Here is a 16,864-nt window from a genome sequence, read left to right as displayed (position 1 = left end):
ACCACGCAGCGCCCGGCTCAGCGCCGCGCCATCCGGGTCTTGATCAGGCTCGCGATCATCGTGACGAACAGCGTCAGGATGATCACCGCCAGGCTCCACAGCGTCGGGATGTCCGGCACGTGCAGGCCCCGGCCGTCGTTGATGAACGGCAGGCTGTTCTCGTGCAGGGCGTGCAGGATCAGCTTGACGCCGATGAACCCGAGGATGACGGCCAGCCCCTGCGGCAGGTAGACCAGCCGGTCCAGCAGGTCCCCGATCAGGAAGTACAGCTGGCGCAGCCCCATCAGCGCGAACAGGTTGGCGGTGAACACCAGGTACGGCTGCTGGGTCAGCCCGTAAATCGCCGGGATGGAGTCCAGCGCGAACATCAGGTCGGTGCTGCCGAGGGCGAGGATGACCAGGAACATCGGCGTCATCAGCCGCTTGCCGTCCTCGTGCACCCACAGCCGCAGCCCGTCCCAGGTGTCGGTGAAGCTCAGCCGCTTGCGGGCAAACCGGACGACGGCGTTCTCGGTGTCGTCGCTGTGGTCGGAGTCGCGGCCCACCTTGATCGCGGTGTAGATCAGGAACGCGCCGAACGCGTAGAACACCCAGGAGTACCGCTCGATGGCGACCGCGCCGAGGGCGATGAAGATGCCGCGGAACACCAGCGCCAGGATGATGCCGACCAGCAGGGCCTCCTGCTGGTACTTCCGCGGCACCCGGAAGCTGGCCATGATGATGATGAAGATGAACAGGTTGTCGATCGACAGGCTGTACTCGGTGAGCCAGCCGGCGTAGAACTCCAGGCCGAACTGCCTGCCGTGAAAGTTCCAGACGAACGCGCCGAACGCCAGCGCCAGACCCACGTACACCGACAGGGCGACGCCGCATTCGCGCATCGTCGGCTCGTGCGGACGGCGGGCGATGACGATGACGTCGAACAGCAGGACGGCGATGGTCACGCTCAGCGTGATCGCCCATTCCAGGGTGGATACGTGCATACGAGAAGCCTCCGGTCGCGGAAATACGCCCGAGGTCTCTGCCGCCGGGCCGCCGTCGCGAACCCGACCCGCGGCACCGGTCTCCTGGTGGCAGTCGACGTGATGACGGCACCGCGGCGAAGGAATACTCCCCTCGCCCAACAGTGTGACAGCTGCGCCCGGCGCGGGGAAATCGTGGCCCGCGAGCCCCGGCATAGGATCGCGGTGTGACAGCTGAGGACGTGCGTGCCATTCCCGACCAGTACCGGCTGTCCGATCGCGCAACCCCGCCGCGCACCCTCGTCGACATCCTCTACGAGACCGCGGCGCGCTACCCCGACGCCGCCGCCATCGACGACGGCACCGTCCAACTGACCTACAGCGAACTGATCGCCGACATCGAGTCCAGCGTGGCCTGGATGGCCGCCCGCGGCATCGGCCGCGGCGACCGGATCGGCATCCTGATGCCGTCGGGCAGCTACTCGCTGTACGTGGCGATCCTGGCCACCCTGGCCGCCGGCGCGGCCTACGTTCCGGTCGACGCCGACGACCCGCCCGAGCGCGCCGAGCTGGTGTTCGGCGAGGCGCAGGTGGTCGGGATCATCACCGAAAAGGGCCTGGTCCGCGGACCCGGCTCGTCGCGCGGCTGGCAGGCCGGGCGGCCGCTGGGCCGCGACGACGCCTGGATCATCTTCACCTCCGGGTCCACCGGCACCCCCAAGGGTGTCGCCGTCACGCACCGCAACGCCGCCGCGTTCGTCGACGCCGAGGCGCAGATGTTCTGCCAGGACAACCCGCTGGGCCCCGACGACCGGGTGCTGGCCGGGCTGTCGGTGGCCTTCGACGCGTCCTGCGAGGAGATGTGGCTGGCCTGGCGGCACGGCGCCTGCCTGGTGCCCGCCCCGCGTTCGCTGGTCCGCAGCGGCATGGACCTGGGCCCGTGGCTGGTGTCGCGGGACATCACCGTGGTGTCCACCGTCCCGACGCTGGCCGCGCTGTGGCCGGCCGAGGCGCTCGAGCAGGTGCGGCTGCTGATCTTCGGCGGCGAGGCCTGCCCGCCGGAGTTGGCCGAGCGACTCGCCGCCGGCGAGGACAACCGGGAGGTGTGGAACACCTACGGCCCCACCGAGGCGACGGTGGTGGCCTGCGGTTCCCGGCTGGACGGGGAGAGCCCGGTCAGCATCGGGCTGCCGCTGCCGGGCTGGGACCTGGCCGTCGTCGACGCCGACGGCGTGCCGGTGGGCTACGGGCAGATCGGCGAGCTGGTGATCGGCGGGGTCGGTCTGGCCCGCTACCTGGACCCGGAGAAGGACGCCGAGAAGTACGCGCCGATGCCGACGCTGGGCTGGTCGCGGGCCTACCGCTCGGGCGATCTGGTCCGGCTGGAGCCCGACGGCCTGTACTTCCAGGGCCGCGCCGACGACCAGGTGAAGGTCGGCGGCCGGCGGATCGAGCTCGGCGAGGTGGACAACGCGCTGGTGCACCTGCCCGGGGTGTCCGGCGGGGCGGCGGCGGTCCGCAAGACCGCCAGCGGCACTCCCCTGCTGGTCGGCTACATCGCCTCGGCCGACCCGAACTTCGACCTGGCCGCGGCCCGCGCCGCGCTGGCCACCGCGCTGCCCGCGGCGCTGGTGCCCCGGCTGGTGCTGATCGACGAGCTGCCCACCCGAACCTCCGGCAAGGTCGATCGCGATGCGCTGCCCTGGCCGCCGCCCGGCGGCGCCGACAACGACGGCCCCGACCTGGGCGGCACCATGGGCTGGCTGGCCGAGCTGTGGCGCGATGTGCTCGGCGCCTCGATCGACGGTCCGGAGGCCGACTTCTTCGCCCTCGGCGGCGGTTCGCTGTCGGCGGCGCAGCTGGTCGCCGCGCTGCGCCGGCGCTATCCCGAGGTCACCGTCGCCCAGCTCTACGACCATCCCCGGCTCGGTTCGCTGGCCGGCTTCCTCGACGAGATGAACCCGGCCAAGGCGGTGGAGCCGCGGATCGTCGCGCCGACGCCGCGGCGCACCCAGTTCGCCCAGGTGCTGCTGTCCATCCCGCTGGCCACGCTGTCCGGACTGCAGTGGGTGACCTGGCTGGCGCTGCTGAACAATGTGGCCGCCGCGCTGACCCCGGTGCCGTGGCTGGCGCCGATCAGCTGGTGGTGGGTGACGATCGCGTTCCTGCTGTTCATCACCCCGGTCGGCCGGATGGGGATCGCCGCGCTGGCCGCCCGGACCATGCTGTCGGGCCTGCAGCCGGGCAGCTACCGGCGCGGCGGCTCCGAGCACCTGCGGGTGTGGATCGCCGAGCGGCTCGCCGAGGCGTCCGGCGCGGAGAACCAGGCCGGCGCGCCGTGGCTGGTCTACTACGCCCGCGCGCTGGGCAACCAGGTCGGCAAGGGCGTTGACCTGCACTCCGCGCCGCCGATCACCGGAATGGCGTCGCTGGGGCACCGCTGCTCGATCGAGCCGGAGGTGGACCTGTCCGGGCATTGGATCGACGGGGACCTGTTCCACGTCGGGCCGGTGATCGTCGGCAACGACGCCACCATCGGCACCCGCACCACCCTGCTGCCGGGCGCGGTGATCGGCAAGAACGCCGACGTCGCGCCGGGCTCCGGGGTGGTCGGCAAGGTGAAGAACAACCAGTTCTGGCGGGGCTCGCCGGCGGTGAAGTCCGGCAAGGCCCGGCACCCCTGGCCCGATCACCGCCCGCCGCGCGCCGTGCACTGGGTGCCGATCTACGGGATCACCTCGATGCTGCTGGCCGCGCTGCCGCTGGCCGCGCTGGCCGTCGGGCTGGCGATCCTCGGGTACGCGGTGCGCGCCACCGCAACCCTGCCCGAGGCGATGCTCGCCGCCGCCCCGTGGGTGCCGGTCGCCGCGCTGGCCTCGTTCGCGAGCTACGCGCTGCTGACGGTGCTGCTGGTGCGGCTGGCCTCGATCGGCCTGCGGGAGGGCTACCACCCGGTCCGCAGCCGCTGCGGCTGGCAGCTGTGGGCCACCGAGCGGCTGATGGACGCCGCCCGGAACTATCTGTTCCCGATCTACGCCGCGCTGCTGACCCCGCCGTGGCTGCGGCTGCTGGGCGCCAAGATCGGCCGCGGCACCGAGATCTCCACCGCGCTGCTGATCCCGAAGTTCACCGTGGTGGAGGACGGCGCGTTCCTGGCCGACGACACCTCGGTGGCCTCCTATGAGCTGGGCGGCGGCTGGATCCACGTGGCGACGGCGACGATCGGCCGCCGGGCGTTCCTGGGCAACTCCGGCATCACCCAGCCGGGCCGACGGGTGCCCGACGACGGGCTGGTCGCGGTGCTCTCGGCCACCCCGCGCAAGGCCAAGCGCGGCTCGTCGTGGCTGGGCAGCCCGCCGATGCGGCTGCGCCGTCAGCCCACCGACGCCGACGCGGTGCGCACCTTCCACCCGGCGCTGCGGCTCAAGATCGCCCGCTCGATCGCCGAGACCTGCCGGGTGATCCCGGTGATGGCGAGCTTCACGATCGGCGTCGCGGTGCTGGTGGCGCTGCAGTGGCTGGCACTGCGGTTCGGTTTCGCGGTGGCCGCCGCCGGGTGCGGGCTGGTGCTGCTTGCCGCCGGGGCGATCGCCGGGGTGATCGCGGTGGCGGCCAAGTGGATCACCGTCGGCCGGATCGGCACCGTCGAGCATCCGCTGTGGTCGTCGTTCGTGTGGCGCAACGAGGTGTCGGACACCTTCGTCGAGACGGTCGCCGCGCCGTGGTTCGCCCGCGCCGCCTCCGGCACCCCGGTGATGAACCTGTGGCTGCGCGGACTGGGCGCCTCGATCGGGCGCGGGGTGTGGTGTGAAACCTATTGGCTGCCCGAGGCGGATCTGGTGCGGCTGGGCGACGGGGCGACCGTCAACCGCGGCTGCGTGGTGCAAACCCACCTGTTCCACGACCGGATCATGCGGATGGATACCGTGGTGCTGGAGGACGGCGCGACGCTGGGCACGCACTGCGTGGCACTGCCGGCCGCCCGGATCGGCGCGGGCGCAACGGTGGGCCCGGCCTCGCTGGTGATGCGCGGCGACGAGGTCCCGCCGTCGACCCGCTGGCAGGGCAATCCGATTGCGCCGTGGCAGGTTTCGAAGAAGAAAAAGAAATGAGCAAGACGAAGAAGGCGCCGGTCATCGACCCCTACCTCCCGGGGGTCGGCAACTTCGGCTACCGGGTGTCGCGCTACGAGTTGGCGCTGGACTACAAGGTCGCGATCAACCGGCTGGAGGGGACGGTGACGATCACCGCCGTCACGCTGGCCTCACTGTCCAGTTTCTCACTGGATCTGTCTGCGGCACTACGGGTTTCGAAGGTACTGGTTAACGGTAAGGCGCCCAAGGACTTCCGGGCCGCGCGGGACAAGCTGAACATCACCCTGGCCGCGCCACTGCCGGCCGGCGCGGCATTCACCGTGACGGTCCGCTATTCCGGCTCGCCGCGACCGCTGCAAACCCCCTGGGGTGAGGTCGGTTTCGAGGAGTTGGAGGAGGGTGCGCTGGTCGCCGGGCAGCCCAACGGGGCGTCGTCGTGGTTCCCGTGCGACGACCACCCGAGCGCCAAGGCCAGCTATCACATCCAGATCAGCGCGGAAAGCCCGTACCGGGTGGTGTCCAACGGCGAGCTGGTGTCCCGCAAGGCGCGGGCCGGGCGCACCACCTGGGTCTACGAACTGCCCGAACCGACCTCGGCCTATCTGGTCACCCTGCAGATCGGCATGTACGAGACGGTGCGGATCCCCAAGTCGCCGGTGCCGATGCAGGCGGTGCTGCCGGCCCGGCTCAAGCGCAGCTTCGCGGTCGACTTCGACAAGCAGCCGCAGATGATGCAGCTGTTCACCACGCTGTTCGGGCCCTACCCGCTGTCCTCGGGGTACACCGTGGTGATCACCGACGATTCGCTGGAGATTCCGCTGGAGGCCCAGGGGGTGTCCATCTTCGGCGCCAATCACTGTGACGGCAGCCGGGATTCGGAGCGGCTGATCGCCCACGAGATGGCGCATCAATGGTTCGGCAACAGCGTGACGGTGCGGCATTGGCGCGACATCTGGCTGCACGAGGGCTTCGCCTGCTACGCCGAATGGCTGTGGTCCGAGCACGCCGGCGGGCTGTCGGCCGGGGACCTGGCCCGGCGCTATCACCGCAAGCTGACCGACGCCCCCGCCGACCTGCTGCTGGCCGACCCGGGCCCGGCCGACATGTTCGACGACCGGGTGTACAAGCGCGGGGCGCTGACCCTGCACGTGCTGCGCTGCGAGATCGGCGACGAGAACTTCTTTGCGCTGCTGCAGGATTGGACGACGCGCTACCGGCATTCCTCGGTGGTGACCGACGATTTCCTCGGCCTGGCCGCCAAGTATCACCGCTCGTCGCTGCGCTGGCTGTGGGACGCCTGGCTGTTTTCCCGGCCGGTGCCGCCGCTGGACGCGCCGTGATCACCGCCGGTTCGCGACTGGCCGCGCGGTGACCGGACCCGCCACCCGGTCCAGCGTGGCCCGCGTCGGGGTGGCCACCGCGGTGACCGCGGTGTGCGGCTATCTGGTGCTGTACCTGGCCGCCCGCGATCTGGAGCCGGCCGGGTTCTCCATCTTCGGGGTGTTCTGGGGCGCGTTCGGGCTGTTCACCGGGGCGGCCAACGGGCTGCTGCAGCAGAGCACCCGGGAGATCCGGCTGGCCGGGGCTGGGGGTTCTTCGGGGGTGGCACTGCGGTCGGCGGGCACGGTCGGCGCTCCGGCGGGCGCGGTCACCCATCCGATGCGGGTGGCCGCCGGGGTCGGGCTGGTGTCCGGGCTGCTGATCGTCGGGACCGCAATCGGCTGGGCCGGGCACGTTTTCGTCGAGCACACCGTGCTGTCGGTGCTGCTGCTGGCGGTGGGGCTGGCCTGTTTCTGCCTGCACGCAACACTTTTGGGGGTGCTCGCCGGGGACAACCGGTGGACCCAGTACGGCGCGCTGATGGTGACCGACGCCGGCATCCGGGTCGCGGTCGCGGTGGCGACGGTGCTGATCGGGTGGGGCCTGGGCGGTTTCCTGTGGGCGACGGTTGCCGGGTCGGTGGCCTGGCTGCTGCTGCTGCTCGCCTCGCCGATCACCCGGCACGCCGCGGGGCTGGTGGCCCACGAGACGCCCCGATCGTTTCTGCGCGGGGCCTCGCACGCGGTGGCCGCGGCCGGCGCCAGCGCCATCCTGGTGATGGGTTTCCCGGTGCTGCTGCAGGCCACCTCCGGTGAGCTCGGCGCGACCGGCGGCGTGGTGATCCTGGCGGTGACGCTGACCCGGGCGCCGCTGCTGGTGCCGCTGACCGCCATGCAGGGCAACCTGATTGCGCATTTCGTCGACGAGCGCGGGCATCGGCTGCGGGCGCTGATGCGGCCGGTGACGCTGGTCGCGGTGATCGGCGGGCTGGGTGTGGTAGCCGCCTACCTGACCGGGCCGTGGCTGATGCGGGCCGGTTTCGGCCCGGAGTACGTGGCCCCCGGGGCACTGCTGGGTTGGCTGACCGCCGGCGCGGTGGCGATCGCGGTGCTCACCGTGACCGGCGCCGCGACGGTGGCCGCCGCGCTGCACCGGGCCTACTCGCTGGGGTGGGTCGGGGCGACCGTCGCGGCGGCGCTGCTGTTGATGCTGCCGCTGGAACTCGAGCAGCGGACCGTGGTGGCGCTGGTGTGCGGGCCGCTGGTGGGGATCGCGGTGCACCTGGGGGCGCTGGCGCGGACCTAAGGGTTCAGCGCGAGGAACCAGGCCAGGTGGTAGTTCGCCGCGCGTGCACGTCCGGCGGCCAGCGCCCCGATGCAGGCCAGGAGCTGCCAGTTGCCCACGGCGGCCGGATCGGGGTGCGGGTAGCCGGCGAGCACCGCGGCCGCCGCGGCGCCCAGATGCTCACGCAGCAGCGCCATCTCACTGTCGAGCACCCCGGTGCCGGCGGCGACCGCCCGGGCCAGGGTGTGCGCCAGCCGGGGCAGCCCGTCCCGCCACTGGGTGGCGCTGCCGAGTTGCCAGCCCAGATCGTCGATCGGCGGGGCAGACACCGGGCGGGTGGACAGGTTGACCGGTTCGCCGCCCTGGCGAATGTGCTGGCCCGGCAGGTGGGTAACCGCGCGGACGGCCGCGCCGAGCAACTCCTCGATCCCGCCGCGGCGTGGTCGCGGGTCGAGAACCGATGCCGTTGCCGGGATCTCGATGCCGGGAGGCAGCCAACCGCTGGCCAGGTCGGTGACGACGACGGTGCTGCCGTCCGGGTGTTCCCCGATCGCCCAGGCCAGCAGTGGCTGTTGGCGGGCGACGGCGTTGAGGAGTCGCCGCAGATGCTCGGTAGCCGCCTGCTCCTCGCCGAGTGCCCCGATGGTCGCGCCGGTGGCGACTGCGAAGGCCGCGGCGGTGGGCGCTGGGACCTGGGTTTGGGCTTGGGCTGCTGTAGCCGCGAGCGGGTTCGGGGTGACGGGTTGCCGGACGACGGCGGGCTGGTTGATGAGGCCGTGGCCGGCTGCCGGTCCCACCGCCGCTGCCGCCGGCAGCGCCGGCGGCAGCGGCGGTGGGAGTGCGGGGGCGGCGGGGCGCAGGTCCGAGCCGTAGGTCGGCAGCACCGCGGGTGCCGGCGGTGGTGTTGGCGCCATTGGGGCGGGAGGCACTACGGCAGCCGGCGGCGCCTGCCCGAGCACCACCGGCTGGTAGCTGTTCTCTGCCGGTGCCGCTGGCCCCGGCGGCGCAGCCGCGTACTCCACGTGCCCCGGCTCGACGGGTGGCAGCGGCGGCGGCGTTGGTGTCGGCATCGGCGCGACGGGCGACGGGTGGACCGGGAGCGCCGCCGAGGCGGCCTCACCCGTGGCGATCGACATTGGCGTGCCCGTGCGCATGCCCTCGGTGAAGTTGTCGACGAGGCCTTGGGGGGTGAGGGCGGGCGGGAGGGGCGGGGCGGTCCCTGGCAATGGTGACCCGGTACCAAACTGCAAGTTCTGCACGGGTACCGGCCCATTCTGAACTTCGAATCTGCTAACCGGGGGTGCGAGCGTGATGGAGTTTCCGGGCAGAGTATTCGAGGTCAGCCCATCCCGCGAGGTAGCTACAGGTCCGCCAGAAGCGAACTGAAAATCTCCAGGTATCCCTGCAGCAAGGGAATCCCCTAATCGATCTGGAGTCAGGTCGCGCGGACGTCCACCCCCGACTATTGGCGCTTCAGAGGGCAACTCTGGGGCAACCGATACGCCCTGCCCAGGCTGCTGAACATCAGAGCCTGGAGAAGCGGACCACGAATCCCCCACACCTGAACTCAGCCCTGGCGAGTCACCAATGCCATCTACAGAATCCGCACTTTCAAGATATTGTTCAACAAATTTTCGGATTTCCTGCTCACCGGCACGCCCTGAGGCCCGATCCGGATTGAGTCCACCCATCGTGGCAAGCTCACGCAGCAACGGGCCTCCCTGCAGTTCAGAAATTGATTGCGCATCCTGCATAATCGTCTGGGCGGCGAGACCGGCCGCATGGTCGGACTGGTTTTGATACCGCAGGATCACGTCTAGAATTTTTGAGACTTTCATCCCATTTTCTGACTTCGATTTTTGAATCTCAGATATCTCTTGATTACCCCTTTCTGCATAATTTGTTAGGCCAGCTCGAAGATTTTCGATCGCGTCCAGCGCCCGAGAATAAGCCTGCCCCTTGGACCGACTGACGTCCGCTATAGCCAAAGCATCAACCTGTGCTGACCGTAACGCGGAGCGCATGTCATCAGCTGTGACGCCCTGCTGATCAACCAGCGGACCTTCTACCGCCCGCTGCAATGTCGCCGCAAACGTCCGAAACTCTCCTTCAGTGACACTTCTGTTGGTGTGTGCGAGGTTCAACGCGGCAACAGTAGACGAACTCGGCCATTGTCGGCCAATCAGCAATGGCGTCCACTGACCCGGCGGATAATCAGTCATGCCGATCAACCCACCCGCAGGGTCGCACCTATCGAGGGCCTGGGCCACATGATTTTCTCAAGACATCTTTTTTCTCAACGAGATCCGACTTCGCAGAGCCATACGCTTGGTCGCTTTGCGAAGTTCCAGACAACGTTAAAATTGCCATTTTCAACGCCGCCCCCGAGAAGGCGTCAACATCGTCGACAAGATCGACTGGCGCAGGGGGGTCGAGACTGCGCTCAATTGAGGCACTGCCTGTAACTAGCGCTAGCCGGGAATTTGCAGCATATGCGTACTTCAACGATAGATCATCCCCCGCTTCCGCCTGCGACGTCACGCTGATCGCCGTCCACGCTTCCTCAAACGCCGCGCACACCTTCGCCGTCGCCGCGGCAACCTCCTCGTCGCTGTAGGTCGGCGCGGCAACAGGATCGGGAACCACCGGCCGGAACCAACCGATCACGCCGAGGATGCAGGCCAGGAACGCCACCAGGAGCGCGACCCGCGCAGTCCAACGCGACGGCCCGGACCCCCTGGCCGGAGCCGACGCCCAACCCGGAACACCCGCGGGCGGTGGCGGCAACGACGCCATAGGAAAAGCGTAGCCCTCCAAACGGAATGCGCTATTCGGTTCGGCACGATCCCGTCGATGCTGGGAAGTCGCTGTGAGTCCGGCGTTGCCGCAGGTCGCCGCGCGTATTGACGGGCCAAGCACGTACGCTGATTGGATCGACGAGTCGTACCACCATGCCTGGATCATCATGCCCGCCTTCAACGAGGCGAGCGTCATTGCCGACGTGATCGGCAACCTGCGCGCGACCTTTCCCAACGTCGTCGTCGTCGACGACGGCAGTCACGACGACACCCCGGCCCTGGCCCGGCAGGCCGGCGCGCACGTCGTCACCCACCCGGTGAACCTCGGCCAGGGCGCGGCGATCCAGACCGGCGTCGAGTACGCCCGCAAGCGTCCCGGCGCTCAGGTGTTCGCCACTTTCGACGCCGACGGCCAGCATCAGGTGCGCGATGTCGTCGCGATGATCGAGCGGCTCGGGCACGGCGACGTCGACATCGTGGTGGGCACCCGCTTCGCCGCCGGCCCGCCAACCGGCGTCCCGATCCTCAAACGGATCGTCCTCAAGACCGTCGCCGCACTGAGCCCGACCAGCCGCAAACTCAAACTGACCGACGCACACAACGGCCTGCGGGTGTTCAACCGCACCGTCGCCGGCGACCTCGACATCACCGTCAACGGGATGGGTCACGCCAGCGAGTTCATCGCGCTGATCCTCGAAAACGGTTGGCGGGTGGCCGAACAACCCGTCGAAATCCTCTACACCGACTACTCGATGTCCAAGGGCCAGCCGCTGCTCAACGGCATCAACATCGTGTTCGACGGCTTCCTGCGCAAGAGGCTGCCGCGATGAACTGGATCCAGATCCTGCTGATCGGCTCGATCGTCGCGCTGCTGTTCTACCTGATGCGGTCGCGCTCCAGCGCCAAGAGCCGCGCCTGGGTCAAGGTCGGCTTCCTGCTGTTCGTCATCGCCGCGATCTGGGCGATCCTGCGCCCCGAAGACACCACCACGCTGGCGCGCCTGCTCGGGGTCACCCGCGGCGCCGACCTGATCACCTACGTGCTGACCATCGTGTTCATCTTCACCACGATGAGCACCTACATCAGGTTCCGGGACCTGGAGGTCAAGTATGCGCGGCTGGCCCGGGCCGTCGCGCTGCAAAACGCCCAGGTCCCCGCCGACGACGCCTGACGACGGGCCCCGAGCCGCGGATTCATGCACAGCCCGGTCACAACTGAAGTGCCGCGGCGCGGCATCGTCGGCACAGTCGGCACCATGGACGAGGTATTCATCGGGGGCGCCGAACGCCGCGAGAACAACGTCACGGCCTATCAGCTGACCAACCACCACCTTCGCCTGCTGCCCAATGTGTACCTGCGCGCCGGCAGCACCCCCACCGCGATGCACCGGGTGCGCGCGGCGTGGCGCTGGTCCCGGGGACGCGGGACGATCGCCGGATACTCCGCGGCGCTCCTGCACGGCAGCAAGTGGATCGACGCCGACCAGCCCGCCGAGCTGATCTACACCAACCGGCACCGGCACCCGGGGGTCGTCGTCCACAGCGATCGGCTCCGCGACGGGGACACCATGACGCTGCAGGGCATGACGGTCACCACGGTCGCCCGCACCATCCTCGACCTGGCCTGCTGGTACCCGCGGGACGAAGCCGTCAAGGCGATCGATGCGCTGCTGCAGGCAACCAAGACGACGCCCGCCGCGGCGTTGGTGCTCGCCGGGCAGTCCCCGCGCCGGCGTCGCATCGCCGAGGCCCGCCGCACCCTGGCGCTGGTCGACGGCGGCGCGCAGTCGCCGAGGGAGACCTGGCTGCGGTTGGCGCTGGGCCGGATGGGATTTCCGCCGCTGCAGACGCAGATCCCGGTCTACGACGAGTACGACGAATACGTGTACGCCTACCTCGACATGGGCTGGCCGCAGTGGAAGATCGCCATCGAGTACGACGGCGACCACCACCGCACCAATCGAGGGCAGTTCCGAACCGACCGCCGACGCATCGCTCGGCTGGAGCACGACGGCTGGATCGTCATCCGGGTGACCAGCGACGACAGTGAATCCACCATCGCCGGCTGGGTGAACGAGGCGCTCGCCAAGCGCCGGAGCTGAATCGAGGGCGACGGGGGTTTCGGCGGGTTCGGGTTGCGGGACGTGCGCGCGACGGGGGTTTCGGCGGCGACGGCGGGGTGCTGCAGCAGTTCGACGGCACACACGCATCGCGGGCCCCAGTTGATATCACGCGCCACAGGCTCGAAGGCCTGCTCCCGTCGTGTGTGAAAATATTTTCACAGTCGAGCGCGAGAGTGAAAATATTTTCACACACCACGCGGGGGCGGCCGAAACAGCCACTCACGCAGCCACATCCGACGCGGATGACGGCCGAAACTGCCGGGAAGCAGCACCAATCGTGGGGGCGGCGGCCGAAACAGCCGGGAAGCAACACAAATCGTGGGGGCGACGGCCCGAAATGGCCGCTCAGGCAGCCACATACGACGGGGCGACAGCCGAAACTGCTGAGGAAGCGGCACATGCGTGGGTACGACGGCCGTAACAGCCACACCCGAAGAAGCCCCTACCCCAGCCCGCGGAAGTACTCCACCGTCCGGGCGATCCCGTCGGGCAGCGACACCTTGGGCGCCCAGCCCAGCACCGCGGCCGCTCGGGAGCTGTCCAGGCACGATCGCCGCAGGTCCCCGAGCCGCGGCGGGCGAAACTGCGGGTCGTCCGGCGCCCCGGCCGCGCGCGCGACCGCGGTGTGCAGCGCCCGGTCCGAGGTCTCGATCCCGGTGCCGATGTTGAACCGCTGCCCGTTGCCGGCCCCGGCGCCGGCCTTCACGAAGGCGTCGACCACGTCGTCGACGTAGACGTAGTCGCGGGTGTTGGAGCCGTCGCCGAACACCGTGGTGGGCGTGCCCTCCAGCAGCGCCCGGGTGAAGATCGCGACCGCCCCGGCCTCGCCGTGCGGGTCCTGGCGCGGCCCGTAGACGTTGGCCGGCGCGATGTGCGAGCACGCCAACCCGTACAGGTGCCCGAAGGTCTGCAGGTAGAGCTCGCCGCACACCTTCGACGCCGCGTACGGCGAACGCGGGTCCACCGGCACCGTCTCGGACACCGGGAACGACGACGGCACCCCGTAGATGGAGCCGCCGGAGCTGGTGTGCACCACCTTGCGCACCCCGGTCTGGCGCGCGGCCTCGGCGACCCGCAGGGTGCCGGTGACGTTGACCGTCGCATCGAAGGCCGGGTTGGCGACCGAGGCCCGCACGTCGATCTGGGCGGCCAGGTGGAACACCACGGCGGGGCTGAACTCGGCGAACACCGCCACCAGGTCGGCCTCGGCGATGTCGGCCTCGACGAAGAAGAACTCCGGGTGCTCGGCGAGATGTTCGAGGTTGCGGGCCCGGCCGGTGGCGAAGTTGTCCACCCCGACGACGGAGTGCCCGTCCGCGAGCAGCCGATCGACCAGCGTCGACCCGATGAACCCGGCCGCGCCGGTGACCAGTGCACGCACCGTGCCACAGTACCCAGCGGGCCCGGTCCGGGCAGCAAAGATTCAGCGCGGTCGATACTCTGGGACACCGTGACCTGGCTAGTGACCGGCGGCGCCGGATACATCGGTGCGCACGTGGTGCGTGCGCTGCGGGCCGACGGCATCGCGGTGGTGGTGATCGACGACCTGTCGACCGGTCTGCCGCAGTTCGTGCCCGACGACGTCCCGCTGGTCCGGGCGAACCTGCTCGACGGCGACGCGGTGCGCGCCACCCTGGCCGAGCACGACGTCGTCGGCGTCATTCACATCGCCGGATACAAGTACGCCGGCGAATCGGTGACCCGGCCGCTGCACACCTACACCCAGAACGTGTCGGCGATGGTGACGCTGCTGGCGGCGATGGCCGACGCCGGGGTCGACAAGTGCGTGTTCTCCTCCAGCGCGGCGACCTACGGCACCCCCGACACCGAGCTGGTCGACGAGTCCACCCCGACCCGGCCGGAGTCCCCGTACGGGGAGAGCAAGCTGATCGGCGAGTGGCTGCTGCGCGACGTCGCCGCGGCCGGCGCGTTCCAGCACACCAGCCTGCGGTACTTCAACGTGGTCGGCTCCGGGTCCGACGAGCTGTTCGACGTCAGCCCGTTCAACCTGTTCCCGCTGGTGTTCGACATGCTGTTCCACGGCCGGACCCCGCGGATCAACGGCACCGACTACCCGACGCCCGACGGCACCTGCGTGCGCGACTACATCCACGTCGCCGACCTGGCGATGGCGCACGTCGCGGCCGCCCGGCGGCTGCAGAGCGGCCAGCCGGTCGAGCCGGTCTACAACCTGGGCAGCGGCTCGGGCACCTCGGTGCGCGAGATCATGACCGCCATGCGCGAGGTCACCGGGATCGACTTCGAGCCCGAGATCGCGCCGCGCCGGCCCGGCGACCCGGCCCGCATCGTGGCCGCCGGCGAGCTGGCGGCCCGCGACCTGGACTGGCGGATGCGGCATTCCCTGACCGACATGGTGGCCAGCGCCTGGCACGCCCGGCAGCGGGCGGGAGACGCATATCCGGGCTAGCAATCTGAACCGGGTCGCGCTGGCCGCCGCCGTGCTGATCGCGGTGCAGCTGTCGGTGCGCGCCGTGCTGGCCTTCGGCGGCTACTTCTACTGGGACGACCTGGTGCTGGTCGGCCGGGCCGGCACCCAGCCGCTGCTGTCGGCGGGCTACCTGTTCGACGATCACGACGGGCACGTGATGCCCGGGGCGTTCCTGCTCGGCGGGCTGATCACCCGGGCGGCGCCGCTGGTGTGGGCCGGCCCGGCGTTGAGCCTGGTGCTGCTGCAGTTGCTGGCGTCGCTGGCGTTGCTGCGGGCGCTGTGGGTGATCCTGGGCTGGCGGCCGGTGCTGCTGGTGCCGTTGACGTTCGCGCTGTTCACCCCGCTGGGGGTTCCGTCGTTCGCGTGGTGGGCCGCGGGGCTGAATGCGCTGCCGCTGCAGGCCGCGCTGGCCTGGGTATGCGCGGAGGCGATCCTGTTGGTGCGCACCGGGAATCGTCGGCACGCGATCGGCGGGGCGCTGGTATTTCTGGGCGGCCTGCTGTTCTTCGAGAAGTCGGCGGTGATCCCGTTCGTGGCGTTCGCGGTGGCCACGCTGCTGACCTATGTGCGGTCCGGCGGCGGTCTGTGGCCGGCGGCGCAGAGCGTGTGGCGCCGCGGCCGGGCGTTGTGGGTCACGTTGCTGGCGATCACCGCGGGGTGGATCGGGCTGTACATTTCGGTGGTCGATCAGGGCCGGTGGAGCACCGACCTGCCGATGACGTGGCGGCTGCTGCAGCGCTCGTTCACCCACGGCATCGTGCCCGGCCTGGTGGGCGGGCCGTGGGATTGGCAGCGCTGGGCGCCGGCCTCGCCGTGGGGGGTGCCGCCGACGGCGGTGATGGTGCTCGGCTGGGTGGCGCTGACAGCGGCGGTGGCGGTGTCGCTGGCCCGCAAGCAGCGACTGGCGCCGGTGTGGCTGGTGGCGCTGGGCTATTCGGTGGCGTGTCAGATCCCGATCTATCTGATGCGGTCCTCGCAGTTCACCGCCCTGGAGTTGGCGCAGACGCTGCGGTATTTCCCGGACCTGGTGATGGTGCTGGCGCTGCTGGCCGCGGTCGGGTTCTGCGCCCCGAACCGGCCGTCGGCGCACCGACTGGACGCCTCGCCGGCCCGCACCCTGGCGGTGGCCGGGGTGCTGGCGGCGTTCCTGGCCTCGAGCCTGTATTCGACGGCGACGTTCCTGACCAGCTGGCGCGACAACCCGACCCGCGGGTATCTGCAGAACGCCCGGTCGACGCTGGCCGCCGCGCGCGCCGACTCCGATGCCCCGCTGCTGGATCAGGAGGTCGACCCGATGATCCTGCAGCGCATGCAGTACCCGGAGAACCTGGCCAGTCACCTGTTCGCGCTGCTGCCGCAGCGCCCCGAGTTCGCCCCGGCCACAACGAAATTGCGGATGTTCGACTCCGCCGGCCGGCTGCTGGAGGCGAAGGTGACCTGGGTGCGGACGCTGTTGCCCGGCCCGGTGCCCGAGTGCGGCTACCTGGTGCAGACCGAGGCGCCGGTGCGCATGCCGCTGGACGGCCCGCTGCTGCCGTCGGACTGGACCACCGAGATCAACTACCTGGCCAACTCCGAGGGTTCGCTGCTGATGTCGCTCGAGGAGGGCACCGAGGTGAAGGTGCCGGTGCATCCGGGCCTGAACCGAGTGTTCGTCCGGCTGCCGGGGGCCGGGCAGGCGATCACCGTGCGGGCCAACACCGCCGCGCTGGCGGTGTGCCTGGCCTCGGGGCCGCTGGGCTACCTGGCGCCGCTGTAGCGGTACCCACCGGCCGGGACCGCCGAACGCAGCAGCGGGGCGATGCCCGTCGGCACCGCCCCGCTCCCGTCGTCTC

The 16,864-nt window shown here is 70.0% G+C and carries 12 protein-coding genes; 8 read left to right on the top strand and 4 right to left on the bottom strand.

Annotation, left to right across the window (positions count from 1 at the left end):
* Window positions 1–17: 17 nt before the first annotated feature.
* Window positions 18–983: a TerC family protein gene (locus G6N10_RS15935; protein ID WP_085094881.1), complete on the bottom strand. Its 966-nt coding sequence runs from the start codon at window positions 981–983 to the stop codon at window positions 18–20.
* Window positions 984–1,189: 206 nt separating this feature from the next.
* On the opposite strand from G6N10_RS15935, the gene G6N10_RS15930 reads away from it, so the two are divergent.
* The 3 genes from G6N10_RS15930 to G6N10_RS15920 are packed head-to-tail and all read left to right on the top strand — an operon-like array spanning window position 1,190 to window position 7,681.
* On the top strand, window positions 1,190–5,074 hold the full coding sequence (locus G6N10_RS15930; RefSeq protein WP_085094883.1) for a Pls/PosA family non-ribosomal peptide synthetase: 3,885 nt from the start codon (window positions 1,190–1,192) through the stop codon (window positions 5,072–5,074).
* Window positions 5,071–6,396 (top strand): M1 family metallopeptidase, encoded by a 1,326-nt coding sequence (locus G6N10_RS15925; protein ID WP_085094885.1) that lies wholly within the window; start codon window positions 5,071–5,073, stop codon window positions 6,394–6,396. Before G6N10_RS15930 ends, G6N10_RS15925 begins: the two co-directional genes overlap by 4 nt.
* 28 nt (window positions 6,397–6,424) lie before the next feature.
* A complete protein-coding gene (locus tag G6N10_RS15920) occupies window positions 6,425–7,681 on the top strand; it encodes a polysaccharide biosynthesis protein (RefSeq protein WP_085094887.1) in 1,257 nt (418 codons plus the stop codon).
* Here G6N10_RS15920 and G6N10_RS15915 read toward each other — a convergent pair.
* Both G6N10_RS15915 and G6N10_RS15910 read right to left on the bottom strand, forming a co-directional pair.
* On the bottom strand, window positions 7,678–8,796 hold the full coding sequence (locus G6N10_RS15915; RefSeq protein ID WP_163742533.1) for a DUF5631 domain-containing protein: 1,119 nt from the start codon (window positions 8,794–8,796) through the stop codon (window positions 7,678–7,680). The two genes, G6N10_RS15920 and G6N10_RS15915, sit on opposite strands and share 4 nt — an antisense overlap.
* A gap of 1,114 nt (window positions 8,797–9,910) precedes the next feature.
* The gene (locus G6N10_RS15910) at window positions 9,911–10,354 is read right to left on the bottom strand and encodes a hypothetical protein (protein WP_133055112.1); all 444 of its coding nucleotides are present in this window, start codon (window positions 10,352–10,354) and stop codon (window positions 9,911–9,913) included.
* A 271-nt stretch (window positions 10,355–10,625) separates the two neighbouring features.
* Here G6N10_RS15910 and G6N10_RS15905 point away from each other — a divergent pair, with 271 nt between their 5' ends.
* The 3 genes from G6N10_RS15905 to G6N10_RS15895 all read left to right on the top strand — a co-directional run bounded on the left by G6N10_RS15905 (window position 10,626) and on the right by G6N10_RS15895 (window position 12,559).
* Window positions 10,626–11,288 carry a polyprenyl-phospho-N-acetylgalactosaminyl synthase PpgS gene (locus G6N10_RS15905; protein WP_085095088.1) on the top strand — a complete coding sequence of 221 codons (663 nt, stop codon included), beginning with the start codon at window positions 10,626–10,628 and terminating at the stop codon, window positions 11,286–11,288.
* Window positions 11,285–11,629 (top strand): DUF2304 domain-containing protein, encoded by a 345-nt coding sequence (locus G6N10_RS15900; RefSeq protein WP_085094891.1) that lies wholly within the window; start codon window positions 11,285–11,287, stop codon window positions 11,627–11,629. Before G6N10_RS15905 ends, G6N10_RS15900 begins: the two co-directional genes overlap by 4 nt.
* 84 nt (window positions 11,630–11,713) lie before the next feature.
* Complete coding sequence (locus G6N10_RS15895; RefSeq protein WP_085095090.1) at window positions 11,714–12,559, top strand: PDDEXK family nuclease; 846 nt, start codon at window positions 11,714–11,716, stop codon at window positions 12,557–12,559.
* 463 nt (window positions 12,560–13,022) lie between these two features.
* Here the strand turns inward: G6N10_RS15895 and G6N10_RS15890 are convergent, their stop codons facing one another.
* On the bottom strand, window positions 13,023–13,961 hold the full coding sequence (locus G6N10_RS15890) for an SDR family NAD(P)-dependent oxidoreductase (protein WP_085094893.1): 939 nt from the start codon (window positions 13,959–13,961) through the stop codon (window positions 13,023–13,025).
* A gap of 69 nt (window positions 13,962–14,030) precedes the next feature.
* Here G6N10_RS15890 and galE point away from each other — a divergent pair, with 69 nt between their 5' ends.
* Both galE and G6N10_RS15880 read left to right on the top strand, forming a co-directional pair.
* Window positions 14,031–15,008 (top strand): UDP-glucose 4-epimerase GalE, encoded by a 978-nt coding sequence (gene galE / locus G6N10_RS15885; protein ID WP_085094895.1) that lies wholly within the window; start codon window positions 14,031–14,033, stop codon window positions 15,006–15,008.
* A gap of 4 nt (window positions 15,009–15,012) precedes the next feature.
* Window positions 15,013–16,788: a hypothetical protein gene (locus G6N10_RS15880; RefSeq protein WP_085094897.1), complete on the top strand. Its 1,776-nt coding sequence runs from the start codon at window positions 15,013–15,015 to the stop codon at window positions 16,786–16,788.
* Window positions 16,789–16,864: the final 76 nt, after the last annotated feature.

It is taken from the genome of Mycolicibacterium fallax, assembly GCF_010726955.1.
GTDB lineage: Bacteria > Actinomycetota > Actinomycetes > Mycobacteriales > Mycobacteriaceae > Mycobacterium > Mycobacterium fallax.
This window is presented reverse-complemented; position numbering and strand designations above follow the sequence as displayed.

Excerpts from the sequence above, each read along its gene's own strand:
- G6N10_RS15935 (WP_085094881.1), bottom strand. The coding sequence starts at position 983 with ATGCACGTATCCACCCTGGAATGGGCGATCACGCTGAGCGTGACCATC.
- G6N10_RS15925 (WP_085094885.1), top strand. The coding sequence starts at position 5,071 with ATGAGCAAGACGAAGAAGGCGCCGGTCATCGACCCCTACCTCCCGGGG.
- G6N10_RS15915 (WP_163742533.1), bottom strand. The coding sequence starts at position 8,796 with ATGTCGATCGCCACGGGTGAGGCCGCCTCGGCGGCGCTCCCGGTCCAC.
- G6N10_RS15905 (WP_085095088.1), top strand. The coding sequence starts at position 10,626 with ATGCCCGCCTTCAACGAGGCGAGCGTCATTGCCGACGTGATCGGCAAC.
- G6N10_RS15900 (WP_085094891.1), top strand. The coding sequence starts at position 11,285 with ATGAACTGGATCCAGATCCTGCTGATCGGCTCGATCGTCGCGCTGCTG.
- G6N10_RS15895 (WP_085095090.1), top strand. The coding sequence starts at position 11,714 with ATGGACGAGGTATTCATCGGGGGCGCCGAACGCCGCGAGAACAACGTC.